The organism is Aeribacillus pallidus, from assembly GCF_050478865.1.
Lineage (GTDB): Bacteria > Bacillota > Bacilli > Bacillales > JACDOC01 > JACDOC01.
The window spans coordinates 38,658-65,111 of sequence record NZ_JBCNBW010000004.1 but is presented as its reverse complement, the minus strand read 5'-3'; the positions used below and the strand labels follow the sequence as shown (position 1 = coordinate 65,111).

General features: G+C 38.7%; 21 protein-coding genes, 4 tRNA genes and 1 pseudogene. 4 read left to right on the top strand and 22 right to left on the bottom strand.

Translation table 11 applies throughout. The features are described from left to right. Positions 1-127: 127 nt before the first annotated feature. Positions 128-1,042, bottom strand: coding sequence for an EamA family transporter (locus tag ABES52_RS00895; RefSeq protein ID WP_429648000.1), 915 nt, complete (start codon positions 1,040-1,042; stop codon positions 128-130). Positions 1,043-1,243: 201 nt separating this feature from the next. On the opposite strand from ABES52_RS00895, the gene ABES52_RS00890 reads away from it, so the two are divergent. Together ABES52_RS00890 and ABES52_RS00885 are read left to right on the top strand one after the other, a co-directional pair. Further along, positions 1,244-2,134, top strand: coding sequence for a TetR/AcrR family transcriptional regulator (locus ABES52_RS00890; RefSeq protein WP_429647999.1), 891 nt, complete (start codon positions 1,244-1,246; stop codon positions 2,132-2,134). Positions 2,135-2,136: 2 nt separating this feature from the next. Beyond that, on the top strand, positions 2,137-3,741 hold the full coding sequence (locus ABES52_RS00885; protein ID WP_429647998.1) for an MDR family MFS transporter: 1,605 nt from the start codon (positions 2,137-2,139) through the stop codon (positions 3,739-3,741). 134 nt (positions 3,742-3,875) lie between these two features. Here the strand turns inward: ABES52_RS00885 and ABES52_RS00880 are convergent, their stop codons facing one another. From ABES52_RS00880 to ABES52_RS00855, 6 genes and pseudogenes are all read right to left on the bottom strand, one after another. Next, positions 3,876-4,691, bottom strand: a complete 816-nt coding sequence (locus ABES52_RS00880) for an ATP-grasp domain-containing protein (protein ID WP_429647996.1) — start codon at positions 4,689-4,691, stop codon at positions 3,876-3,878. A 425-nt stretch (positions 4,692-5,116) separates the two neighbouring features. Beyond that, positions 5,117-5,602: a DinB family protein gene (locus ABES52_RS00875; protein ID WP_429647994.1), complete on the bottom strand. Its 486-nt coding sequence runs from the start codon at positions 5,600-5,602 to the stop codon at positions 5,117-5,119. 59 nt (positions 5,603-5,661) lie between these two features. Next, positions 5,662-6,282, bottom strand: coding sequence for a hypothetical protein (locus ABES52_RS00870; protein ID WP_429647993.1), 621 nt, complete (start codon positions 6,280-6,282; stop codon positions 5,662-5,664). Positions 6,283-6,291: 9 nt separating this feature from the next. Beyond that, positions 6,292-7,488: an Alp7A family actin-like protein gene (locus ABES52_RS00865; protein ID WP_429647991.1), complete on the bottom strand. Its 1,197-nt coding sequence runs from the start codon at positions 7,486-7,488 to the stop codon at positions 6,292-6,294. Positions 7,489-8,240: 752 nt separating this feature from the next. Continuing rightward, the gene (locus tag ABES52_RS00860; RefSeq protein ID WP_429647989.1) at positions 8,241-9,092 is read right to left on the bottom strand and encodes a CPBP family intramembrane glutamic endopeptidase; all 852 of its coding nucleotides are present in this window, start codon (positions 9,090-9,092) and stop codon (positions 8,241-8,243) included. 356 nt (positions 9,093-9,448) lie between these two features. Further along, positions 9,449-9,682 (bottom strand): annotated as a pseudogene (locus ABES52_RS00855) (bifunctional homocysteine S-methyltransferase/methylenetetrahydrofolate reductase); the annotation flags it as partial. A gap of 581 nt (positions 9,683-10,263) precedes the next feature. On the opposite strand from ABES52_RS00855, the gene ABES52_RS00850 reads away from it, so the two are divergent. After that, positions 10,264-12,123 carry a spermine/spermidine synthase domain-containing protein gene (locus ABES52_RS00850; RefSeq protein ID WP_429647987.1) on the top strand — a complete coding sequence of 620 codons (1,860 nt, stop codon included), beginning with the start codon at positions 10,264-10,266 and terminating at the stop codon, positions 12,121-12,123. 107 nt (positions 12,124-12,230) lie between these two features. Here the strand turns inward: ABES52_RS00850 and ABES52_RS00845 are convergent, their stop codons facing one another. From ABES52_RS00845 to ABES52_RS00800, 10 genes are all read right to left on the bottom strand, one after another. Continuing rightward, positions 12,231-13,220, bottom strand: a complete 990-nt coding sequence (locus tag ABES52_RS00845; RefSeq protein WP_429647985.1) for a spermidine synthase — start codon at positions 13,218-13,220, stop codon at positions 12,231-12,233. A 538-nt stretch (positions 13,221-13,758) separates the two neighbouring features. Continuing rightward, a complete protein-coding gene (gene rlmH / locus ABES52_RS00840; RefSeq protein ID WP_429647983.1) occupies positions 13,759-14,238 on the bottom strand; it encodes a 23S rRNA (pseudouridine(1915)-N(3))-methyltransferase RlmH in 480 nt (159 codons plus the stop codon). 94 nt (positions 14,239-14,332) lie between these two features. Continuing rightward, positions 14,333-14,491: a CxxH/CxxC protein gene (locus ABES52_RS00835; protein ID WP_429647981.1), complete on the bottom strand. Its 159-nt coding sequence runs from the start codon at positions 14,489-14,491 to the stop codon at positions 14,333-14,335. Between the two features lie 124 nt (positions 14,492-14,615). Continuing rightward, positions 14,616-15,827 carry a S1C family serine protease gene (locus ABES52_RS00830; protein ID WP_429647979.1) on the bottom strand — a complete coding sequence of 404 codons (1,212 nt, stop codon included), beginning with the start codon at positions 15,825-15,827 and terminating at the stop codon, positions 14,616-14,618. A gap of 150 nt (positions 15,828-15,977) precedes the next feature. Further along, positions 15,978-16,772 (bottom strand): exodeoxyribonuclease YycJ, encoded by a 795-nt coding sequence (locus tag ABES52_RS00825; protein ID WP_429648162.1) that lies wholly within the window; start codon positions 16,770-16,772, stop codon positions 15,978-15,980. A gap of 5 nt (positions 16,773-16,777) precedes the next feature. After that, positions 16,778-17,581, bottom strand: coding sequence for a two-component system regulatory protein YycI (locus ABES52_RS00820; RefSeq protein ID WP_429647977.1), 804 nt, complete (start codon positions 17,579-17,581; stop codon positions 16,778-16,780). Then, complete coding sequence (locus ABES52_RS00815; protein ID WP_429647975.1) at positions 17,568-18,887, bottom strand: YycH family regulatory protein; 1,320 nt, start codon at positions 18,885-18,887, stop codon at positions 17,568-17,570. Before ABES52_RS00815 ends, ABES52_RS00820 begins: the two co-directional genes overlap by 14 nt. Further along, positions 18,884-20,707: a cell wall metabolism sensor histidine kinase WalK gene (gene walK / locus ABES52_RS00810; RefSeq protein WP_429647973.1), complete on the bottom strand. Its 1,824-nt coding sequence runs from the start codon at positions 20,705-20,707 to the stop codon at positions 18,884-18,886. Before walK ends, ABES52_RS00815 begins: the two co-directional genes overlap by 4 nt. A gap of 4 nt (positions 20,708-20,711) precedes the next feature. Next, positions 20,712-21,419: a response regulator YycF gene (yycF, locus tag ABES52_RS00805; protein WP_429647971.1), complete on the bottom strand. Its 708-nt coding sequence runs from the start codon at positions 21,417-21,419 to the stop codon at positions 20,712-20,714. Between the two features lie 511 nt (positions 21,420-21,930). Then, positions 21,931-23,403 (bottom strand): peptidoglycan DD-metalloendopeptidase family protein, encoded by a 1,473-nt coding sequence (locus tag ABES52_RS00800; protein WP_429647969.1) that lies wholly within the window; start codon positions 23,401-23,403, stop codon positions 21,931-21,933. Positions 23,404-23,864: 461 nt separating this feature from the next. Here ABES52_RS00800 and ABES52_RS00795 point away from each other — a divergent pair, with 461 nt between their 5' ends. Continuing rightward, the gene (locus tag ABES52_RS00795; RefSeq protein WP_429647967.1) at positions 23,865-24,332 is read left to right on the top strand and encodes a GNAT family N-acetyltransferase; all 468 of its coding nucleotides are present in this window, start codon (positions 23,865-23,867) and stop codon (positions 24,330-24,332) included. A 569-nt stretch (positions 24,333-24,901) separates the two neighbouring features. Here the strand turns inward: ABES52_RS00795 and ABES52_RS00790 are convergent. The 5 genes from ABES52_RS00790 to ABES52_RS00770 all read right to left on the bottom strand — a co-directional run bounded on the left by ABES52_RS00790 (position 24,902) and on the right by ABES52_RS00770 (position 26,377). Then, positions 24,902-24,974, bottom strand: a tRNA-Phe gene (locus ABES52_RS00790). 222 nt (positions 24,975-25,196) lie between these two features. After that, a tRNA-Asp gene (locus tag ABES52_RS00785) sits at positions 25,197-25,272 on the bottom strand. A 45-nt stretch (positions 25,273-25,317) separates the two neighbouring features. Beyond that, a tRNA-Glu gene (locus ABES52_RS00780) sits at positions 25,318-25,389 on the bottom strand. Positions 25,390-25,396: 7 nt separating this feature from the next. Then, a tRNA-Lys gene (locus ABES52_RS00775) sits at positions 25,397-25,472 on the bottom strand. A 548-nt stretch (positions 25,473-26,020) separates the two neighbouring features. Further along, positions 26,021-26,377: a cupin domain-containing protein gene (locus ABES52_RS00770; protein ID WP_429647965.1), complete on the bottom strand. Its 357-nt coding sequence runs from the start codon at positions 26,375-26,377 to the stop codon at positions 26,021-26,023. Positions 26,378-26,454: the final 77 nt, after the last annotated feature.

The following is a 26,454-nucleotide window of genomic DNA, read 5'->3' as shown; positions in this document are numbered from 1 at the left end:
ATTTTTCTATTTCAACCTAGTTTATTTTCCGTTTGACGCGGTTTACTTTCCAATTTTATCGAAATACTTGCCAATATTGGGATTTTACTTGCCTATTCTGTCGATTTACTTGCCAACCTCCGCTGATTCATATTCTATCGTGAGACGAAATGGTGGTATTCTCATCTACCGAAACAGGACGCCGCCTTCTTACAGGAAATGTTAACCATGAAAGTCCTAATAAAAGCAAAACTATTCCAAACCAAGATAAGCCTGAGAGACGTTCACCGACAACAAATACACCTAACAAAGAAGCGGTTAGCGGTTCGGCTAAAGATAACGTCACCGCCGTTGAAGATGGAACGGATTGCAATCCCTTGGCAAAAAGAATATAAGCCACACTTGTCGCCATGATTCCTAAATGTAGACTGACGAAAAGTCCTTGTTTCTCGAATATCCACGACATGTCATACACGAAAAGAAGCGGGCTTAACAAAACAGCACTGAGCGTAAACACAACCGCTACGACCGATAGCGGAGAGTGCTGATTCAATAATCGCTTGTTTACAGACGAATAAATGGCAAAGGATAGTCCAGCCCCCATTGCTAACCCGACTCCGCTCGGATCAACGCGAACAGCTCCTTGATGACTAAACAACAACACACATCCTAAAACCGAGAGGACAGTTGCCAGCCACCATCGGTTGGACGGTCGTTTTTGAAAAAACATCCATTCAATGAATCCTGATAAAACGGGGGCACTACCGATGCCGACAACCGTCCCTATAGCGACACCTGTTAAATGAACCCCAGAAAAGAAGAGTGGTTGAAAACAAGCCATACAAAGAGCGGCAATTCCTGTTTTTTTCAGCGGCCAGTTAGACCGACGAAATTGCCCGGAAAGGAGTAACACGAGCAGTAATGAAAATCCTCCTATCGCTAAACGAATCGCTCCGATCGCTACTGGATGAGCTCCCTCTGGTGCAAACGTTTGGGCTGTTCCTGTCGTTCCCCATAACATCGCCGCTACTAATATCATCCAAGCAGATGATTTATTTCCCATCCCCCTTATCCCCCCTGTTATTCTCATGTACTTCTATCATACTGTATCACGAGAACAATTGGATATAAAATACAAAAAGTCTGATATTTCTCTCTTACAAATACTTTTCTTTGACGACTTACCTCCTTTTATGTAAAATGACTTATAAGTTCAAAAAATGACCTATTAGTCATATGTGTTTAACAGAAGGCGGTGAAAAAAATGGATCCAAAAAAACAGCTCATTATTGAAACAGCCATCTCTCTTTTTTCTCAAAAAGGATATTACACCACATCCGTTCAAGAAATTGCAGAACAATGCGGGATTTCAAAAGGATCGTTGTATAAATATTTTCCGTCAAAAGAAGAACTCTTTATCGAAGTATGTGAATATTATCAACACATCCTTTTTGAAAAATCTCGTTTTGTCGATATTCACCAATTTGCTTCCAAACGGGAGTGGTTAATTGAGCAAATCTCCTTACAAATGGAAGATTTTCTCGAACGGAAAGACTTTTTAATGATGGTTTTTAAAGAAATTGGGACACAACATAATGAAAAATTCCAACAGTTACACCGACGAATGAGGGCAAACATTCTTTATTGGCAAAGAGAGCGACTGTTAACGGCGTATGGGAACGTTATTGAACCGTATGTATGGGATTTGGTCATTTCTCTTCAAGGTATGATCAAAGAATATTTACTATTCCTAATGTCCTTACCACACCACCCACCCATTAAACAAGTAGCAACGTATATTGCCGAACGTTTAGATACAATCATTCAAGACATTTTGCAAAACGAGCCGACACCTGTGATGACTGAGGCGGTCGTTCGTCACTTTTTACCAGAAGATGTGTTTTTTGAATCACGGGTAGAAGCATTAAACTCTATTTTGGAAGAACTTCAAGAGCGTATTAATCAATTGAAGGATGAAACAATGAAACAACGGATGTTATCGTCCCTTGACTTGTTACAAACCGAACTACAAGCAGAACAACCGCGAACATACTTAATTGATGCGTTGTTTACTTACTTAGAAAAAGAAGAATCGCTAACGTTTCACGTGAAACAAGCTCGATTACTAACGAATATTCCATGTGAGGAGGAATAAAATTGGAACATTTAGAACATCGCCAAAAAGTTATTATAATGCTGGCGGTCATGGCGGCTATGTTTTTTGCGGCTGTGAACATGACTATTGTCGGTACCGCCTTACCGAAAATTATTGCCCAAATCGGTGGATTGGAATACTTTGACTGGGTGTTCACCATTTATATGTTAACAGCTACCATTACCGCGATGCTCGTAGGAAAACTATCTGATATATACGGAAGAAAAATCTTCATTTTAATTGGTATTGCTGTTTTTTCTTTAGGTGCCTTTTTAAGTGGAACGTCTAACACGATTATTCAATTAATTGTTTATCGCGGTATTCAAGGGTTTGGTGCTGGAATGATTATGTCTGCAGCTATTACAACCATTGGTGACTTGTTTACCCCCCGCGAGCGTGGCCGTTGGCAAGGAATGATGGGAGCTGTTTTCGGATTATCAAGCTTATTTGGTCCAACGCTTGGTGGATACATTGTTGATAACTACGATTGGCATTGGGTATTCTGGGTATTTTTACCAATCGGTTTGATTGCTTTCGGATTAATTGTCAAACTATACCCGTCTCATGCGAAAAAAGAAAAAGAACCAGTCGATTATCTTGGCTCTATTTTGCTTTCTATTTTCATTATGACGCTCTTACTCGGATTTTCTTGGGGCGGGGGAAAATACGATTGGATGTCAGTGGAAATCATTGGACTATTTGCAACAGCTGTCCTCTCATTGATTCTATTCATTTTTGTCGAGCAAAAAGCGAAAAGTCCTGTATTACCTTTATATCTCTTTAAAAATAGCGTATTTACCGTCTCTAATATTGCCGGCATGCTCCTTGGTATGGGGATGTTTGGAACCATTATGTATGTCCCATTTTATGTTCAAGGGGTCCATGGGGAATCCGCAACGGTATCCGGTTTAATCGAAATGGTGATGACCATTGCGATGGTTATTTCCAGTGTAATTGTCGGAAACTTAATTACCAAAACAGGCAAATATAAAATTTTCGCTTTAATCGGCTTTGTTGTCATGATTATCGGTTTGTTCCTGAATTCGATGCTAGAAGTTGAGTCATCATTAACACGACTTATCGTTCAGTTAATTATTATTGGCATTGGCTTAGGAATGAACATGCCAACTTTCCAAATTACTGTCCAAAACGCTGTTAGTCATCGTTATTTAGGGGTTGCCACATCTGCCATGCAAACGTTCCGACAAATTGGAGGTACGATCGGTGTCGCCATTTTCGGTACTGTCATGAATCATATCATGGTGAAAGAATTACAAGCGTCCGAGCTTTCCAACATTTCACAAGCAGCTCCGAACATGGACGTAAATATGAACCAATTACAAGATCCTCAAATTTTAATGAACACACAACTGCTTGATAATATTCGGACGTCACTTCCAGCTGAATTTGCCCCGTTCTTTGATCAATTTATTCAGCTGTTAAAAGAAGCACTGAACGTTTCCTTAACAGGTGTATTTTTAACGGGTGCGGGTGTAGTTGCTTTAGCCTTCATCACGACAATTTTCTTAAAAGAAATTCCGCTTCGTACAACCAATCAAGACGATGAACAATCTGCACCTATAACAAATAACCCTCAAGAAGCGTAAATCATAAAAAAACATCCCAATCATCTCATCGTAGATGGTTGGGATGTTTCATATGTTAAATCGTTACGTTGAAGATACATAAAAAGCGAACTCAACTATGGCTATTACCCGCTCACGTAAAGCTTTCTACCATGCTAAGAAATAATCTTATTTGATGTAATTGGTGAGGTAGGGAAAGGCGGCATAAATTCACTTAATAAATATTTATAAATGGCTTGTTCTACAGATAAACCTTTTGAATGAATGCCTTGATTACCAAAAAGAACATTAAATTCTAGAATATAATACTTACCGCCGCTTACCATGACATCAAATCCAGCATGATTGATATTTAACTCGTTTGCTACCTGAAGGACGAGATCACATGCTTCTTGTGGAATAAAATCAAAGCAAAGTTCGCCACCCCGTGCTACATTATGAAGAAACTCTCCTTCTAAACCGACTCTCCAATAAGATGTAAAAATTTGATTACCCACTACACATATTCTCAGGTCTTTTCCATCATTCTCTAAATATTCTTGAACGTAAAGAACCTCGTTCCGTTCCGCATATTCATAAAAATCTTTTTCTTCTTTAATTAAAAATGTCCCTTTTCCCATTGAATTTCTAACTTCTTTAGCGACAAATGGATAAGGAAACGTTTCTAAAATATATTCGATGTTACTTGGGGTATTTGCCAAAATTTCTGTATAAGGAACGTGTTCTGGAGCAACTGTCCACAAGGCTCGTGTCATTTCGGCTTTACTAAAGCCTAATTGTAATGTTTCAATACTTGGAAAAATTTTTTTCTTTAACCCATAAACAAGAGCGGGTACTTGCCACGTTTCCGGAAAAAGAACAATATCCGCTTGTCGAATGGTTTCTATTTCTTTAAACATATGTTCAGGCTTAATATAGTGAACACCTGGAATACCAATTGTTCGGTATGCATTAAAAGAAACCATTTTCATAAATGCATGACCACACTCCAGTGAATAAAATAATCTTTTGAATAATTAAATAATAGCACCTTTGTAAAAATTATCAATTAGTATTTTTAAGGTAATTTTGCTTACTTTTTAAAAATAGGCTCTGTTAAACGATATTGTTGATATTTATACATTTCGCTGCAGGCAGACGCTTTCCGTGGGCAAGCCGCAAGCCCGCTTCCCTCGCTACGCTCAAGTATGGCTCTTGCCTGGCTTACTGTACCCGCCGGAGTCGCCGCCGTGTGAATAACTTGCTAAAAATCAACAAGGACATTTATCATAGCCTAAAAATAAAACAGCTGATTTAGGCTTGCTACTCTTTTCATAGATACACCTTTTCATTATTGTTAAAAGGTCTATAATATGAAAACAGTCACAGCCCTACTAGGACTGTGACTGAAATATCATTATTTATTTTTTTCGAGAATTTTTAATCCGTTTTTTAATCCTTTAATGCCCCCAACATGCTCACTTTCATGGAATAAGGAAAACAATACCAATTCGCCAATCGTATCTAGTTTCAATGGCCCAGCTTTAAAAGGTTGAGCAATTTTTTCATCTAAGCGATTAGCAAACGTTTGTTTCAAACGGTCCATTTGATCCGAAAGTTGTAAGCGAAGCGTTTCTAAAGTAGGTGGTTCCGTTTTCCAATCTGCAGGGCTCGTTCCTCTCGAAAATAGTTCAGCATATCCTTCAGGTAAATTTACTTGTTCACCTGCAAAGTGGAAGACAATTTGTTCGAGAGATACATAAACGTGACCGATTTGCCAAAGGATGTTATGCGGGAAACCTCCAGGAATTTCTTTGGCCATCTCTTCCGTTACATCATTAATTGTCCGTAAAATCCCTTGGCGTACGAATTCGTACTGAGAAAACAAACTTTGTTCGTTCATTGTGAACACCCCTTCTGGATTTATATTAAAATTCGGATAAATCATTGCCCTGGAAAAGTTTACTTATTCATATGAGCAAGAAAACCTCCGAGCAGATCTTCTATATCCTCTTCTTCATGAACCTCCTGATCCTCTTCCACTGATGAGAAATGCTCTTCTTCCCAATCAAAATTCATCAAATCATCTTCAAGTTCATCTTCAAGGCTATTCATTGGGGGCTGTTTAGGTTCGTCTATAACCTTTTGATTATTAAATTCTAAATCGCGTGTAGACTGTTCTTTTTTTCTATTGATGGTTTCATTCTCTAATAGGTAAAGTGCATCGTTAATATCTAAAGCATTGCTATTAAGAGAGGCTAGAACTGATGTCGCACGTACGGGATCAGCTAACAATTGATAGACAATGCTCCCTAACAATGCTTCTGAATGTGAGTGTTTTAGCCAATTACGCTGTTCTTTATTTAATGATTTTGGAAGAGGAATGGTGATCGTCTCTTTTTCTTTTGACAGGGAGTTATTTACCCCTTCCAAAACAAACTCTGCTATTTTGCTAGAAAAGTTTCTTCTCTCTGTTTCCTTCAACTTTTGCAATTGCTTGATTATGTGATCTGGGGTGTCAGAAGGGAGACGGAAGGTAATTGCCTGCCCCCTTTGGATCCTAGTCATACCCTTTTTATTCATGAAACCACCCTATTTTTTTACTGTTTGTTTTTCCGCCTCTTTACCTTTTAGTTCTTTATTATTTTTTCTAATAAATTCAGAGATTAACTTATAATAAGCATTTGCCATCATCCAAATACTTTCTTTTTCATCTTCGAAAAATTCAATATTGTAACCATCTAAACTATTATTTAAAGCTTTGATGTAATCCTTCAACACTATTGATCCGCCACCTACAAAATAGCAGATTTCAGTTTGGGAATTTTTTGACCAAACATTACGTAAGATGCGATATTGTTTCTTTGCTAATTCTAAAAGAATTCGATCTACAATATCATGGACATTTGTCCGGCTTCCTTTTACCATGATGTGATTTCTATCATTTTTCCTCGTTATGATTTCAACGACATCTCTCCTACTGTCTAATTCTACCCCATGCTTCGTTCTAATTTCTTCTCTGATGGCTTCTAATGATTCAGATACTCCAATATTAAAACCCTGTGCTTTATCATCGTCCACATTCCGGTTTTTGATGACGGCTATATCAGTGGATAATCCACCAATATCCTGAATAAGTATTCTTTTATCTATTAAATCTCTATTTATAATGTTTAAATCATTGTCCATTACTAAGTTAATAAAGGCAGCAAATCCCTCAGGATATACCTTTACTTGGTCAAATTTTATATTTACCTTTAACCCTTGATATTTCGGGGTTACTAAAAACTCCACTTGATGAACTGAACTTAATAGCCGTGCTCGATATCCTACATCTTTTCCTTCTTTCACTTCACGAAGAGGCAAGCCAGTACCAAGCGTATAATTTGCATCAATAACATTATTATTCTTTTTGAAAAATTCAGAATTTTCGTTTCTTGCTGCGTCTAATGCCAAAGATGCAAACAGCATCACTAATGTTTGATCTTCTTCAGACTTACTACTGCCTGGATCTAATTCATTTGCATTATCAGATTTCGTTGCTAAATTCCCAACACGATAAATCACATTATTTTCTTTTAAAGCTGGTGAGTGAACTCGAATGTGAATACCATCCAATGGATCTTTATCATTTAAATCTTCTATGCCGATTACAGGTCTATCTTCTATGTCTCTTGCAATTACGTTGGGAATGTATAGTTCATAATCAGCCTTTCCAATAGCCTTTCCAAATAACGCCTTAACACAATCATTTCCTACATCAATCGCTGCAATTCTAGAAATACTCATCAAATCACCCCATCCCCTTCAATTAAAAGTAATGAGTTCCAAAAACTAACTTTCATCTTTTATTTATAGGTTAAAGTAGGTTCATATAAGCGTCAATGAGACATTAGTTGTGTTCAAAAAGAAAACAAGTTTTCATTTGGTATACATGTATACAAAGTTGTATACATTCAATTCTAACAGTATGTATACAACTTTGTGTTCATGTATACGTTTTTGTACACAAAATGTAAACGTATTGTTTACTTGTACACACTTTCGTATACAGCGTAAAATTAGTACTTTTTTAACCTAAATATAATACTCTTGTACTTTCAGATACTTCTTACTAAATCGTTGTCAAATAATTAAACAAACACCTCTTAAGGCGGTATAGAATCTGCAACTATCAAACAGGAACATGGCTTGCTTCAGATGGAGGTAAAAGTGAAACATTATTCTTGTCACTACAGCACCCGGAGAAGAAAGTAAATATGTCAATAATCCTATAAGCAGGTGGCCATTTGGAGATATTCCAAGACCATCAGTGTTGTGATATCAAGAAAATAAAATAAATCCAATAATCGTATAAAAAGATGTTGATTTCCATACCAGCATCTTTTAATGGCATTAAACTTATTTATGACACGGTTCACCATTAAATATAAAAGTGGGAAATAATTTTTGGACCATGTTTAGAATTTAAAATATAGAATTTTGACTAAATAGCCAAGAGTTTTAGCTTTTACGGAACAACCCTACAAAAATCATTTTCTTTAATAAGTGATTGAATTATTCCTAACACCTGTTTTGCAAAAACCGAGCCCAGCAATTATTAGCACATACAGCACGACAACAGGAAGAGCCACTTCGATACCAAAAGTACCGCCCGTAATCCAAATACTATCTGATTTAAACTGGAGCATTACAAGGGATGAATGGCTTCTGCCTTCCTGCGGAGCAAATTGTACCATTTTTGGGTTCATAAAAAAGTTCCAAATAATATGCACCACGACTGAATTCCATACATTCCCTGTCTTATAAACAATAAGCGATAACATAATACCAACCAAGCTGACAGCGATAAGGACTAAGCAAACATCAACCAACTGTAGCCCACTTACCGTAAGTAAGTGAAGAGCACTGAACACGATAGCAGTTACACAAACAGCGCTAACCACATTCCATTTGTCTTCGATCAGCTTAAACAAATATCCACGGAACAAAAGTTCTTCGATCACCCCGGCGGAGAATGCTGTAATGATTGCACCAATGATAATCGATAACGCAGTTTCCAGAGAAAGTTGTTCTTGCTTTTCAAAAACGACGAATTGTGTAAGTACATAAAATACAATAACTGTAAGTGGCATTGCTAAACCAACGAAAACCCATATTATGCTCGTCTTGAACGGTTTATGTATACGAAAATATGCACTCGATTTTTTTAAGAGCATCCTCGCATACAACCAAAACATTCCGATAGTAAATCCAATACGTATGAATTCTTTGACCACAACTCGTATAGTATCGTTTTTAATCCCGTCAGTTAGCGGATTCACCATAATGGCAGATACCAAAAATATAATAATTAACATCAAGCTATGAATCACTATTCTTCTCCAGTGCATATGTAAAATAGCTCCTCCCTATTTAGTAGCGGTTCAAGAGGTAATATTGAAGCAGGTTAAAATGGAATTACAATTAATTCTATGATTAATCCTCAGTAACATATGATACGGTTCACCTAAACCCCTTAATCCAAAATTTATTACTTCTTCAAATACAAAAAATGCGATCAATCTTTATTTTGACCACATTTTTTGGTAGATCATTTTAGTTTGAAATCAGAATCACTATACTTAATAGTCTTTATTTCAATCATAGAATTCGATCATTCTCTCAGCTAGGAGTTCTGTTTTATACGGGCTTTCACATATGCTTTTATGGTAAATATTTGTAATCTTTCCCTTCCGTTCATCCTTCTTTATGAATGAGAATCTCGATTTCTTACGTACCTTGTCAATTCCGCTGTTATTTCATACCGCATAAACGGGGTAAAAAGGTATATGCCTCGAAAAAATTGTAGGGCTGTGTCCACTAGTTCCTTAGCTATTTCCATTCCTTGTGTCCTTGCTTCATCGCCTTCATAGCCTGCCATCCTTGCCCGTACGTCATCCGGAATTCGAATCCCTGGTACTTTGTTATGAAGAAATTCAGCAAATTTGCGCACCCTTTTTTACCTGGGCTCTTGCAATTTCCGAAGCCTCATCATACTTGCCATCAGCAATCAAAGTACGGAAATTCCTTAATCCTATCACATTGGTTCTTTCCCCAACAAGCAAAGGACGATTAACTTTTTCCAAATAAGCCGGCTCAACGTCAGAAAGTGTGGATTTAGGGCAGCTGGATCGATCCTTTGAATTGAAAGAAAATATACGCTTGGACCTCCCTATAAAAATAAAAAAAGATGTATTCTTTAAAACCTGAACAACCGCTCCAAACCATAAAAAAATTGCCCTTCACCTGGCTAAGATAACCTATCGGAAAGGGCAATTGGTGCTATGTAGCTCCTATACATGCAAGGGTCTCTTGCATGTATAAGAGTTACTATTACTATATTAAATTATCTGAAAAGTGTTACAAATTGTATTCCTATTTTTCCACTTTTACTTTAGATCTAAAGATTACTGCTTTTTCCATTCATTTCAAGCACATCTAGATCATTGCGTTCGAATCATTCACACGTTAATAACAATTCTTCATATAATGGCTGCAAATAACTCATTCGAGGTGATAATGTTGATTGATAGTCTTCAACCGGATTCCTATCGTGGTGATGAATATGACCTGATTGAACTGCAGCAATTATTGAAAAGTCCTCACCGAATCATCTTTAAAGGGACCAGTCCATACCAGGACGTCCTGTTAATAGAATCAAAGAATATACGCTTGTACTGGAACGAGCATTTAGAAATGAATTCATTGGATGAACGGATCTATCACGAAGCTCTTGTTCATCCGGCCCTGCATTTATCTAATCGACACAATCGAGTTTTGATCATCGGCGAAGAATGTGGTTTGGCATTACGTGAAGTCCTTAAATACCCAAGGGTTAACCATGTCAGTCTAGTCGCCATATCCCCTGAAACGCTTTATGCCGCACAGAAAACTCCTGAGATCACTGAACTTAACGAAGGCTCCTTGTTTGATAAGCGCGTTCATATTTACGAAAGCGACATTCATGAATTCCTAAGGACGGAGCAACAGCCGTTTAATGTAATCATTGCTGATCTTCCAGATCCGGAAACGGAGGAACTGAGCCAATTCTATACGAAGGAGTTTTTTCGCCAATTAACCAATAAACTAAGCGATGATGGGATCCTGGTTTGCCAGTCCTCATCGCCGGAAGATACTCCTTTGATATATTGGAGTATTTCCAAAACACTGGAAAGCGAATCCCTTCACACGCTTAGCTACCATGTCAACGTACCTTGGTTTGGAGATTGCGGATTTCACCTGGCTGGAAAGGAAGCCCTGATCTGGGAGGAAGGAAGCAAAATCGATGTCCCGAACCGTTCACTCCCTTATGATCTAACGTCATGGTTTACATTTCCGCCGCACGTTATGTCAGTCAAGGATCAAGCGATTATCAACTCATTAGAATGCCTGACTTTACACAAGTTTTATGCCGCAAGTGGAGTGGACACCATTCCCACAAAGGGACGCAGCGTATTTTATGACCTCCAACATAGGGATCAGGTCAAGGACGCGAATACGGAAGAATTGATAGAACTTCGTCATCTGCTCTCCAGTTCCCATCGTATTCTATACGATGGCGGTACAGAGGGAGATAACGTGTTAATTTTTGAGACGAGCGATGTAAGGCTATATCTGGATAAGCAGCTGCAGTTCAGTTCTTTGGATGAGCAATTTTATCATGAGGCCCTTGTTCATCCGGCGCTAGCCATGGTCCAAAAACGGGAACGCATCCTTATCGTCGGCGGCGGGGATGGGCTTGCCATTCGCGAAATTCTCAAATACCCTGATGTGAAGCACATTGACCTAGTAGATCTTGATCCATTGATACTACACATGGCCAGTAATGTACCGGAGGTCGTTGCCCTGAACGAAGGCTCTCTCCATGAGAAACGCGTAGCGATTCATCAGCAAGATATCCAGGATTTCAAAAAAGAAAAAAGGGATCCGTATGATGTTATAATTGTGGACCTGCCCGATCCAGGTGATGAAATACTAAGCCGCTTATATACCGTAGAGTTCTTTGGCCAATTATCAAACCTTCTAAGCAAAGACGGTATCCTTGTCTGTCAATCCCATTCGCCGGAGTATGCTCCATTAGTATTCTGGAGCATCGGATTAACACTTAAAGGTTCAGGGCTGCATATCCTCAGCTACCAAACCGAAGTCCCTTCATTCGGAGATTGGGGATTCCACTTGGCAGCAAAAAAGCCACTGCTCTTAGAAAAAAGGGAAATATCCGTCCCGAATCGTACTCTACCTAAAGACCTGTTCTCCTTATTTACATTCTCACCTAAAGTTCTGTCAATTTTGGCTCATTCACAGATAAATACCCTGTCTAACCTAAAATTGCACCAATTTTATAGACAAGAACTACTCAGCAACTTACAACAGTCAGACTGAAGTTTATCAAATAAAAAAAAGAGAGTAATCCAACTTTCAATGAGCACTCAAGAAGTTGGAATTACTCTTTTTTTTAATTGAAAGAAACGGTCATACTTACTTTTGCATTAATCAGCCCAAGCATCATCCACAATATTAGCAAGAACCATGTTGCTATCCGTTTGAATTCTATAATTCGACCACCTCTTGGAATAATTATAAGGAATGTGGAACATATCCCGAAGTCTCTCCGGGGATAAGAAGCGGGTGGGAAATGGTATGGATATATCTTCTATAGACACTTGCCTGTTTGTTGCCATACAAAATCCATAGTCGTCTTCATATTCCACAATGACATCAAAATGATACGGCAATACATAAAATCCTGCAGCCATCAAGGTTGCCTGAACACTCCAAAAGTACTCAGGTATCTTGGCTAACGAAGGACAAGAGACATTAATCACTCCATCCGGTTCCAGTCGTTCCTTAAGAAGCCTAAAAAATTCCCAACTAAAAAGGCGACTGAGTGCTGGAAATTCTTTGCTCGGCTCGGGAATATCCAAGAAGATTGCATCCCACTCTTCCGTGGTATTTTCAATGAATACCCGCCCGTCTTCTACTACCGTACGCACTTTTGGGTGATTCAAAGATCCTTCATTGAATTTAACAAGGGCATCTAAATTTTTGCCGAAATCCATCATCAACGGGTCTGCGTCAACAGTTGTTATTTCCTTCACATCAGGATAGCGTAGCGCCTCCCTTGTTGTAATTCCCCCACCGCCACCAATGATGAGAATCCGCTCTCTTTTCCCGGCTATTACCATAGGCACGTGAATTAATGCTTCTGCATACAAATCATCGTCCTCAGTGGTACCAAACATCACATCTCCGTTGCCGTAGAGCAGCATTTGTCCTTGATGTTCGACCAAGGCGATTCGCTGGACAGGCGTATTGATCTTGCGGATAATGCGGTAATCCCCATCGGGCTCCTCTTCTTCCGATACATAATCTCGAATGGAACCGGCACCCCAATAACGCCAATAGAGCCAGCCCAGGGTTTCAACGAGAAGCACTAAACCGGCACCTATGGCAATCCAATATAGTTGGTTTAAACCCATCGTTGCTTTAACCTCCTTCTCCCAGTATTTAATTATGTTATGTATTCTTATTAGGGAGTGACAGAGGCAATCATCTTTATTCAGCTGCTTTTCTTTTTAGAAAACGATGGAAACCACTCTCTAGAAAGCGGAGCCTTATCCTAACTAATTCTCCTTAAATTATTCTTATCCTATTCCCTTTATCGGAAATTCACCTTTAGATCCATACTTACCTCACGGAAGGATGTTCTGCTATTGATTGCAATACTTGCGGAAGGTCTAATCCCCAAAGTCACAAAAGTTTGACGGTACCATTATAACAATCTAATAGATTACAACTAATAACCCAAGACGATATTTCTACTATAGAATATCTGCTTGGGTTTATTTAGAACATATTTACTTTTAAAAAAGTATGCAAAATTAGTATGAAGCGAAGAAAACTTACTATGTTTCTTTATAAAGGTTTCAATACTACTCAGGTAGTCTTCAATAGATTGCCAAAAGAATTCTCTTATCTTTTTGTTTTTTACATGATATGAACAGTTTAAGACCGCATCTATTTGTGATACGGTTCCCCCCGATTAATCCGGAACGCACGGTAAATTTGCTCCAGCAAGATGAGACGCATGAGTTGGTGGGGGAAGGTCATTTTGCTAAAGGAGAGAGCTTCGTTCGCTCGTTGCATAACGTCTTTGTGAAGGCCAAGCGAGCCACCGATGACAAAAGCTATTTTACTTTTGCCGTAGGTGGCTAGTTTGTCTAAGGATTCGGCAAGTTCTTCCGATGATTTCATTTTTCCTTCAATGGCCAGAGCAATGACATATGTATCTGAATGGATTTTGGCTAAAATGCGCTCTCCCTCTTTCTTTTTAACGAGCTCCACTTCTGTTTCGCTCAGTTGTTCAGGTGCTTTTTCGTCAGGCACTTCGATGATGTCCACTTTGGCGTAGGCCGACAGACGCTTCGTATATTCGTTAATTCCTTGTTTTAAATATTTTTCTTTTAGTTTTCCGACAGAGATGATTGAAATATTCACAGCTCATCCTCACTTTACAAACAATTTACGAACAATATATCCACAGTAGTTATCCACATATCCACATAACGTATCCACATCTTGTGTGGGAATATTAGTTCGCCACCATATATTCAGCGTGATTCTCACAATATTCACAGGTTGTTGATAACTTTTTTTCCTCAGGAAGCTCTGTTAAATGTGGTGCCGTTTCGTATTCGTCAACAATGACATCTAAGGCAAGTTCGACATGTTCTTTGCACGTAAAAATCATCGATGATCTCCTTTCGTTTTGGCGTATTTTACTCTAAGCAATATTTTTATCCACAAGCTATCTTATCATTATGAAAAAAAGCAGGAAAGTCCATATACTCTCCTGCTCGGATAGTTATCCACGATTATAGTGAAGATTCATCCGTTAGCTTAATCGTCGTTTCTTGAAGTTTTCCATTTCGGTAAAATTTGACCTTCATCTCGTCTCCGACTTCTTTTTCAATGTAAAGATGCTTACGTAAATCTAAGATGTTGTCTATTTTTTCGCCATCAAGTTCTACGATGACATCCAGCTCTTGTAAACCTGCATGCTCAGCTGGTGAATTTGGTACGATTCGCTCAATGACGACACCTTCTGTCACATCTTTCGGTAATTTGAGCGTTTCCTGTTGATGGTACGCAGAAATTTCGTTTACGTTCCGTAGGGTGACTCCCATCGCTGGGCGTTTGACCTCTCCGTATCGTTCTAAGTCTTCGATAACCGGAATAGCCGTATTAATTGGTATCGCGAAGCCAATTCCTTCGACAGCGGATTGGGCAATTTTCATGGAGTTAATACCAACGACTTGACCGGCAATGTTCACTAACGCCCCACCGCTATTTCCGGGGTTAATGGCGGCATCGGTTTGGATTACTTCCGCTTGCCAATCTTCATAGCCGTCACCGTTTAAATCCACCGGAATGGTTCGCTCTAAACCAGAGATGATTCCTTGCGTAACAGAGCCGCTAAACTCTAAGCCAAGCGGGTTCCCAATGGCCATGACCGGCTCCCCTGGTTTCAGTAAATCAGAATTTCCGAATTCCGCGACCGTCTCGATTTGACTGCCGTCCACTTCAAGAACGGCTAAATCCGTCCAAATATCACCACCGCGAATGACCGCCGGAATTTTTGTCCCGTCTTCTAACGTTACTTCAAGTTGGTCCGCGCCTTCAATCACATGATAGTTGGTAACGATATACGCTTTTCCACCCGCTTTTTTATAAATCACACCCGAACCAGTTCCCGCTTCTTGTTGATCACCAATCGACCAAAAATTAGCGGATTGAATATTCGTGATACCGACAACGGCCGCACTCGTTTTTTCGACCGCTTTAGTCACATCGGACGTTATATCATAGGAAAATTGTTGAACCGGAATATTGGATCCGTTTTCCGTTTGTTGCGACTGCTCATCTAATTGATATGGGAGAACATCTAAGTCTACAAGTTGTGGGATAGCGACAATAACAAGCATCGCCCCTAATAAAACACCAACAAAACTAGCGAGAAGATAGCCACCTTTTCGGCTTTTTGTTTCATTATTACGGCCTTGATAATGGTCATCGTAATATCCCATTTCACACCACTCCTTTATCCGAACGACTGCTATCCCTTATTTTACCTTTCTGGTTTGATTATAATCCGAAAAAATGAAATTTCTATGAACAAACGTAAACAAAGAAATGAACATGAAACAGGATGATTTATAATCTATGAATCTATGAAATTAGACTGCTACGAGAGGAGTCGGTATTTTCGGGTCCGTATCATGTAAAGAAAATTGTTCACCAACTACAAATCCTTTCTGAGCTAACACTTGGCTGACACTCATGCGGGCTAAATCTTTCATATTGTTATCTTGGCTTAAATGCGCTAAATAAATGTGCTTTGTCTTGTCACCAATGACTTCACTCATCGCCAAAGCTGCATCTTCATTAGAAACGTGACCGACATCGCTTAAAATACGCCGCTTCACGCTCCACGGATATCGACCCATCCGAAGCATATCTACATCATGGTTGCTTTCAAAAATAAACACGTCTGCATTTTTAATCGTTCCTTTCATTCGGTCGCTCACATATCCCGTGTCCGTAATCAGAACGAGCTTTTTTCCACCATGGTGGAAAATATAAAACATCGGCTCGACCGCATCGTGCGACACGCCAAATGACTCGATATCGAGTGAACCAAACGAACGAACAGATTCCATTTCAAACACGAATTTTTGTTCGATCGGTATTTCTCCAATTAACCCGTCCATCGCCTTCCACGTTTTTTCATTGGCGTATATCGGTAGGCGATACTTTCGCGCTATCACGCCTAGTCCTTTAATGTGATCACTATGTTCGTGCGTCACTAAAATGCCTGTTAATTGGTCAATCTTTCGGTCAATTTTTTGAAATAGTCCTTCCATTTGCTTTCCGCTTAGTCCAGCATCGACTAAAAAAGCATGCTCTTCGGTTTCCACGTATATTGCATTTCCTGTACTCCCACTAGCTAGTACACTAAATCGTATCGACATGCTGTTCACTCCATTATCCCCTGTTTTTCCGATACTTGGAACACTTGTCCTTCAATTGCATTAACAAAAATATCTTCTACTTTTTTCGTATCTCCTTGTTCAATCACAAAGTGCCATGTTGGGGTTAATACTTGTGACTCTGTTAATTGTACTAACGTATAGTACCCGAGTTCAACCTTGGTTATTTTACTATCGGCTTTTATTAATCCTTGTTGATGAATCGTTTCAATGGCCCGAATAGCTGGCAAAATGTTTTCATTGGCGAGTTCTTGTATGTCTTCGAGCAATGTTTGTTCGTACCCAATAATTTGATTTTGATCATTTAAATTTACTATTAAACGTCCATTGACGTTTTTAAAAAACAATTTTTGATTATATTCCTGGTAAAAGATGAGGCGATTTTGTTCCTGATCCCACTTCCAAAACCGGTATTGCCCTCCTTGATAAACATACGTTTTTAAAAACGTATGAATCATTTCTTGCTCCATGTTTTCCTTTACTGAAATCGGTTCGTCAAAAATAGATAGAAGAGTGGTCCCGTTTTGAATGGTAATCGATTGATTTGGTAATTCTTCCAAATTGACATCCGAAAAATTTTTTGATTTCGCTGTCAAATACTTTCCTTTCGTGTTTTCACTTGGGAGCTCGACGTATTGAATGCCATTGTCTTTTAATTTTTCTTCAATGGACGCATCTTTTGTCATATTCAATTGACTGGCATGTCGCTTATCAAGAAACTGAACAAATAAAAAGATATCTAAAATAAAGAAAACGATAATAAAGATCGTTTTCGTTTTACTCCAGTCCACGATTCGTTACCTCCTCATCAGACGTCAAGCGGAGCCACGAACCGCCATACCGATAGTACCATGAAGGTTCAAAGATGAGAACTTTCGGTGTTTGCGGATCTCGATACATTTTATACCCAATCGTCACGTCTTCTAAATATTCGAGTTCAAAATCAGGTCGATTAACGAGTTGGTCTAACATCTCATATCCAGACGGTAACGTGATATGCTCAGCGGTTAACGGTAAATTGAGAGTATAAAACGGGCGAACGTATTTGTATATTTCATTATTTCCCCAAAACTCCACAATTTCGGCCATTCCTTCTTCATTAAACACCGGAAACCCATCAATAAATAAGCGGAACGATACTTTTTGTTCAGCGGGACTCATCCCAAAGTAAAGATAATCATCCGTCCATCCACCATGATCATTAATAAAATCAATCGTTTGTTGTAACAAATCCCCATTTTTTAACATGGAGAAAGACACCCGATTATTGGCTGGATTCACATAAGTAATAAGGCTTCGTTGATAATCGACATTCATCATACTCGTTCCATCTGTGTACTGGTCTCCTTGATCTAATAAATCTTTCGTTACAAAGCTAGGGTCGCTAAAAAGCGCTAACTTAAACTTATCAGGATTAATGACATACGTATAATACTTAATGACCGAAAATTTAAGGGCATCTTGCGGTAAAAATAATTTCCGAATGCCTTGGACGTCATAGTCAAAATAACGAGTATAATCTTCTGCTTTCTCCCACGTACTTGCTAGAAACGGATAGGAAAGTGGCGATTCCAGATGAGCTTCAATGACAAGTCGCTTCTCGTAATTCACAAAATAGACGTCCGCTTCATGCTTATTTGATTCGTTCATTTCAATGATTAAACGATCAAAAGAAGAATTGCTCAAAGAGTCATCGTCGATACTAATAACGGAATTAAATACGTCAAAAGGAACAATATCAGGAAAAACGATTTCGATTCGTTGTTCTCCATGCACAAGCGAAAAAAATTCACTCGAATTCAGTTCTTCCGAAAGGTCTTGCCAATCATATAAGTCCCATTTTTTCATCATCTGAATGAACTTTTCGATAACATTCGGTTGGACCGTTCCATAATGATAGCCATATTTATGAAAAAGTAATAACGTTGGCCGAACGACGTCAGAAATGTCCCGTTTTTCACTGATCGAAATTTCGTGAATGTAATTATTGTCAATCGTATCGTAAGCCGGTTGATACGTCCATAAATTATACGTTAACACAATGCTTAACAACGCCAAAATGGTCAAAATTACTGACTTTATCGTTTCATATCTCATGACCAATCATCCTCTTGTGTACGGTCATATGGAAGAGTGAAGTAAATCGTTGTTCCTTCGCCTTCCACACTCGTCGCCCAAATTTGTCCACCGTGTGCAACGACCATTTCTTTCGCAATGGCTAGTCCTAGACCTGTTCCGCCCATTTTACGTGAACGCGCCTTGTCTACACGGTAAAAACGTTCAAAAATTTTCTCTAAGTTTTCCTTTGGTATGCCCATTCCTTCATCGGAAATGCTCACTTCAAGAAAATTCTCTAATTCCTTTACCTTGAAGGTAATTTGACCACCCTCAGGAGAATATTTCAACGCATTACTAATAATATTGTCAATGACCTGCGTAATTTTATCTTCATCAATTTCTACAAACATTGCTTTGTTTGGAAGCTCTCGTTTAAACGTTATATGTCGTTCTTTTGTGAGTTCGAACCGGTCAATAATTCGATGGAAAAATTGTGTGAAGTCGACCCAATCTTTATTTAACCGGTAGTCCTTACTATCCATTTTGGATAGCTGCAATAAATCGTTTACTAATCGAATCATCCGCTCAGTTTCATTTTGGGTAACTTCTAAGAAGCGTGGAGCAATTTCTTCATCTCTCCAAGCACCTTCAGCTAATGCTTCTAGATAGCTTCTCATCGTTGTTAACGGAGTCCTTAATTCATGGGATACATTGGCGACGAACTCTCGGCGTTCTCGATCAATTTTCTCCTGTTCGGTAATATCGTGTAAAACCGTAATTAATCCATTTACAAATCCAGTCTCTTTTTGAATAATAGAAAAGTTTGCCCGTAAAATATAAGAATCTTCCGGTGTACTATAATCAAGAATGATTGAATCTCGCTCTTCTAATAAATCTTCAAATGTGTACTTGCCTTCAAGTCCAAGCAATTTAACAATGGGGTACGATAACACTGTTTCACGTGAAACATTCAGCATTTTAGCAGCTGGCTCGTTAATTAAGATGACACGACCTTTCCGATCAGTAGCAATGACACCATCGGTCATATAAGACAAAACGGAGGACAGTTTTCTCCGTTCCCCCTCTGTTGTTGCTTGTGCTTCTTGAAGCTTTTTCGTTAAGTTATTAAACGAGACAGCAAGCTGTCCAATTTCATCGTATCCGTATACTTTAACTTTCCTTGAAAAATTCCCTTTCCCCATTTCAATCGCTTGTTTACGCATATCAGAAATAGGGCGGGTAATGGTTTGTGCTAATAAGACCCCTAACACCGCTGTAATAGCGAGGGCAATCGCTGTCCCCGTAGCAAATATTTCGTTAATTTCATTCATTTGATCGAAGACGTTCTCAATTCTCGCAATTAAGTAGATCGCCCCTAGCACTTCTCCTTCGGCTTTTATGGGAGTGGTTAACACCCAAATGCGATGCCCCGTCTGTTTGTCAATTAAAATTTCTTCTTCGACATTACCGACAGCTAATGTCCGCTTAACAATGACTTCTGTTGTCCGTTGACCCACGATTCCTTGGTTATTAATATCGGATGTTCCAATAATTTTACTTCTGTTATCAATGACACGAACTTCCGGAATATCCGTCGCCACAAAATCGATTAAAATATTTCGAATCTCTTCCGATAACGGAGGGTCCCCTTCTTTTCGTTCACGTAACATTTCCTCACGTAGGTTATATTCAAGTAAATTCACACGTTCTAGAACGGAATTTTTAAAGTTCGTGACCAATTTGTCCTCTAATTCACGAACGAAATAAACACTAATAATTTGCATTGCAATTAAAATAAGCAATACATAAATTAATACAAATTTTAAATGAATGGAACGAAAAAAACCTACTTTTTTCATGGCGTTACTCCTGCTCAGGGTTGCGTAAGTAATAGCCAACTCCTCTTCGTGTAACAATCCAAGTTGGATGGCTTGGATTATCTTCAATTTTTTCCCGTAAACGTCGAATCGTCACATCGACGGTCCGAACGTCCCCATAATAATCATAACCCCATACCGTTTGCAACAAATGTTCACGTGTCATGACTTGTCCGATATGTTTCGCTAAATAATGAAGCAATTCGAATTCACGATGCGTTAATTCAATCGTTTCTCCTCGTTTTGTCACCATGTACGCATTCGGATGAATGACGAGTGAGCCTACCGTAATTTCATTTTGATCTTTGTCTTCCTCTTTCGTCGCTGATTGCTGATGTCGACGTAAATTCGCTTTGACCCGGGCGATTAATTCGCGTGTGCTGAACGGTTTCGTTACATAGTCGTCAGCCCCTAGTTCTAAACCAAGTACTTTGTCAATTTCCGAGTCTTTAGCAGTCAACATAATAATCGGCATTTCATATTTTTTTCGCACTTCTCGGCACACTTCCATGCCATCGCGGTTGGGAAGCATAATATCTAATAAAATAAGGTCTGGTTTAATTTCTTCTACCATTTGTAATGCTTCGTCCCCATCGAAGGCACAATGTACTTCGTATCCTTCTTTCTGTAAATTAAACTGTAATATTTCAGCAATTGGTTTTTCATCATCAACAACTAAAATCTTTTTATCCATCATTTATGCTCCTTTATCTATATTTTATTGACATTTCATAGCCTAAAATCATAACGTTGGGAAGTCATACTTTTCTAAAATTACTTTATCATGTTCTTTCTTTGAATTCATCCGTTCGATGTTTACAAGTTTATTTCAATTGTTAGAATGTCCAACTTTTATGCTCTAGTTTCTTTCTATTAAAAAGGCTCTACCCTAAAATAACTGTGGATAACTTTTACTGTTATTTCATTCATCGATGTGCTAAGGGCAATTGGCATGAATGTCTGTTAAACGTTACTGTTGATATTTATACATTTCGCTTGTGGCGGACGCTTTCAGCGGGCAAGCCGCAAGCCGCTTCCCTCGCTACGCTCAAGTATGGGTCTTGCGGCTTCTTGTTCCCGCTGGAGTCGCCGCCTTTCGCTTTATGTGAACAACTTGCTAAAAATCAACAATAAAATATAACATAGCCATTAAAAAAAGGGGAAAGGCCATTTAAAGGGGAAATTCCTTTAAATGGCCTTTTTTATTAATGTAAATAGTCTAATGGGTTTTGTAGCACTCCATTTTTATACACTTCGAAATGGAGATGGGTTCCCGTAGAGTTTCCTGTAGATCCCATGACTCCTATTTTTTGACCTTTAGAGACGGTTTGACCAACGGATACATTAATTGTGCTTAAGTGCGCGTATACCGTCTTAAACCCATTCTTGTGGTTAATCACAATTTTCTTTCCGTAACCTCCGTCCCAGCCGGCAAATGTAACGACTCCGTTATCAGCCGCTTTGATGGTGTAGTTGCTTGGTCGAGCAATGTCAATTCCTTTATGGAATTTGCCCCAACGATACCCTTGTTTACTAGAAATATAACCACCAACGGTTGGCCAAGCAAAATTTCCAGTACCTCGGGAAGGAATCACTTTTGTTCCTTTAATGACAATATGATTAACTGGTTCTTTTAAAATTTTATCTTCTTTTATTTGTTTACTTGTTTGAATGCCGTTCGTTTCGGTTATTACATAAGTAACGGATCGTTCACCGTTTTGACCTTCTTGCTTAACGCGTGTTTCTCCCTTGAAAAGAGATTTATCTTCAATGACTTCTTTTTTATAAGGAATCGTTTCTTTTTTGTTTACTTCTTTTTGAACGACGATATGAACAAGAGGTTCATATACAGTTACATTAAGTTCTTGACCGATTTGAAGCAGCGTATCTTCCGTTACTCCAGGGTTGAGTGCAAGGAGTTGTTTTAATGAAAGATTATGCTTTGATGCGATAGAACCAAGCACTTCGCCTTCTTGGACAACATATTTTTTCTCTTCAAGCGTCCCTTTTTTCAAGTAGTTTACCGTATCTTCAACAGACATGAGTTGGCTAGGTTCAACCATTTGCGTTTCCAATTTGACATCTTCCACCATCTGAACATCAATAATACGAGATTCGCTTACTTTTAGTGGTGGAAGTGGTTGATTAGAAGCTTTTTGTTCTTCAATCAGTTTTAATTGTTCCGCTGAAACATACGATAATTTTAATTGCTCTAACACTTTGTCCGCGTCTTCTTTTGATTTTACATATACTGCAGGCTGGTCATTGACTACAATCGCTACCGCTTCCGTTTCAACAGACAATGTTTCACGTAGCTTTTCAGCTGTTCGTTCGTTATCGACTGTTTTACGATAAACGAACTCTGGAATGTACGTCACATCTTTTCCTAATTCAAATTCGTAATTACCATATTTCTCTTTGTACTCACTCATTTTATCGGCAATTACTTGATTAATGACAGATTGATCAGAAACTGTCCCAATGTATGTATCATTCATATAGACATGATAGACGGTTTCAAACATTCCGTTTTCTTCTGATGCAGAAACCGTATGTATCGAAATAGCTGAAACGGCTAACGCTGTAATCACTGTCTTCTTTAATAAGCTAGTTGAAATTGAAGAAACGGACACTTTTATTTTATTGTGAATATCTTTTAATCTATTAAGTAAATTCATTGTCAATTTCCTCCTACAACTCGTACCTGTCGGAAGAACGCAACTTTTGTCGCTTGTTTCCTAACGTTAAATATTCGAACAATTTCACCTTTTATACTTTATCATAAAATAGTTTAAAAATTAGCATTGTTAAAGTAATGTAACAAAAATGTATTATTAGATACAAAAAATGACTGATTTTGTAATTATTTGTCACTTTTTAAGATTAGTAGATAGGTTTTGTCGAAAAGAGGAGGAAATTTTTCATTACAATTTTTATTTTCAGCGTTAATTTGTGCGTTAAAAGTATTACTTAAACTGATTTTCACACACACACGTTGTTTTTTAATTATTTCTCTCTTATAACCGAAACCCGTTAGTATCTTCATGGTGGTTAACAGGAAAGTATGGTTGAATAAGGGAGGAATAATAGAAAGAATATTGAACATCTAAGTAAAATAAATGTACGGGTGGAATATATAATGTATATCACAAGATGGGCAACAAAAAACGAGCTGCCTTTGCTGGCAGAATATTGGTTTAAAATGGCATGTGAGATGGGAGAAAAGGATGGAATACCTATACCAAACATTGAACGTGTTAACGAAATTAAAAAATTATTTCTTAAGGAGAGTGAAGATAATAATCTAGGTTTCAGGGTTGCAGTTGATGAGAATGGAAATATTGTAGCGTGTGCAGGTGGTCTTATTAGAATGGAGTATGCCACCCCTTTAAGTGAAGAACCAACTCCTTTTGGTTGGGTAATTTGTGTTTATACAATTAAAAATCACCGAAGAAAAGGACTGGCTTCTCAATTGGTGACAGAAGTCTGTTCTTGGCTAAAAAAGCGGGGAGCAAAAAGGGCTAGACTATGGGCAAGTTCACAGGGGAGGAGAATCTATGAACGTATTGGATTTTCCCCCATGCTGGATATGGAAAAAGTATTGTAATAAGTAATTTTTCTTCCACGAACGGTTGCTCATTAAAGATAAATGGAGAGTACATATTTTATTCATGGTAAGTATGTACTCTCTTTTATTTTTTAAAATTTTTATCATGCGGATCAAGTGGTACAACTCAGAGCTATTTCGAAAATGTCTTGCTCGTATCTCCCGAGCCTTTCTGCTTTTATGTGATTAATGGCTACCCCAGCTTCGCAGGGTTAATTTTGAGTAACAAAAAAGCCACCTTTGTACCAGGTGGCGCTAAGGTTCTCTGTATATACCATTCATTCTTATTCTTTTTGCTCTTCGTCCAGCTCTCAGTAAGCTTATTCAAGCAGCGGCTCGAGCGGTACAACTCGCAGCTTTTTTGTCGCCCCACTCTCAGTACGCAAGGAGTGGCTCGAGTGGTGCGCTCGATGTTTCGCTCTGTCGTTTATTCATTCGTACGCCACCGACTGAGCTACCGAGCCTCACATGCTTTAGATGAATTTGTTTAATCATTTTGTGTATACGGCAACTTCGCTAGCTTTTATCTTGTAATAAAAAAACCACCTGCTTTTACAGGTGGTTGCTGATGGCTCGGGACGGAATCGAACCGCCGACACAAGGATTTTCAGTCCTTTGCTCTACCGACTGAGCTACCGAGCCGTATTTATTATCTAATCCTAAATTAATAGCTGCTTTTTAATTCCTCGCCCCGCTCTTAGAAAGCTTTTTCAAGTAGTGGTTCGAGCGGTGCGCTCGATTTTCGTGTCCCGCTCTCAGTATGCTTACTCAAGATGCAGCTCGAGCGGTACAGCTCGCAGCTTATTCAAGGATGTTTCGCTCTTAGCTACCGAGCTTGTATATGTATTTAAGAGCAAAAAAAAATGGCGGTCCCGACGGGAATCGAACCCGCGATCTCCTGCGTGACAGGCAGGCATGTTAACCGCTACACCACGGGACCTTATGTATTTTTAATGACCGAGGCGAAAACGTCGCCTCGGATAGATGACCCGTACGGGATTCGAACCCGTGTTACCGCCGTGAAAGGGCGGTGTCTTAACCACTTGACCAACGGGCCATGTTCTTGGTGAGCCATGGAGGACTCGAACCTCCGACCCTCTGATTAAAAGTCAGATGCTCTACCAACTGAGCTAATGGCTCAAATTGGTTAGGATGATGCATATTTTTGTGTCCCGCTCTCAGGATGCTTATTCAAGCAGCGGCTCGAGCGGTACAACTCGGAGCTTATTTTTGTCGCCCCACTCTCAGGAAGTTTACGCAAGGAGTGGCTCGAGTGGTGCGCTCGATGTTTCGCTCTGTAGTTTATTCATTCGTGCTCCACCAACTGAGCTAATGGCTCAAATTGGTTTAGGATCATTGCTTTTTAACACAACGCTTCGTCGTGTTTCGACATCTCCTGACGACGTTTTTTATATTATCATAGGATTTTATTGAATTGCAATACCTAAATTAAATTTTTTTTTAAATTTGATAGATAAATAAAGATTTCTTTCATTAGGGCTTTTACGCAATTTATATTTTAAGTGATGTCACGAAACGATACGATAGAGCTAACAAAAATAAAACGCCTAGGGTATGTTCTAAACGTCCTAGACTGTTGACAAAATTACTGTTATTCAAGTAAAGCGGCCTTTTATGGAATAAAAAGAAGCTGTACATATGTAATGCACCCTTTTGTTGAATATCATTTATTTCTTTAAAGTCATAATAGATGAGGGGTTTAATTCTTCACTTTCAATGACAATAGCAGTTAATCCACTATTCGATTTTGTTTCGTGCCACTCATCTTTCTCCCAAAATACCGCATCTCCAGCTTGAACTTTAAAATATTCTTCTTTTTCACCCCTCACATAACCCTCTCCATTCATAATAAGGAGTAGTTGAGGAACAACAGCTTGATGATATCCTATGGTACCGTTTGCTTCTAAATACATACACCCAATATGAGCTGGTTTTTCAGTCTTAATAATACGCGACATTATAAAATCTGAATTAAATTTTGAAATTTTCTTACCAATCTCTTTATCAAATCTATAAAACTCCATCATGTCCCCCCTCATTTTTTCGGATATAAATAAAATCGAGTAAACTACATAATCATCCTCTAAATTGTTTTATTGAA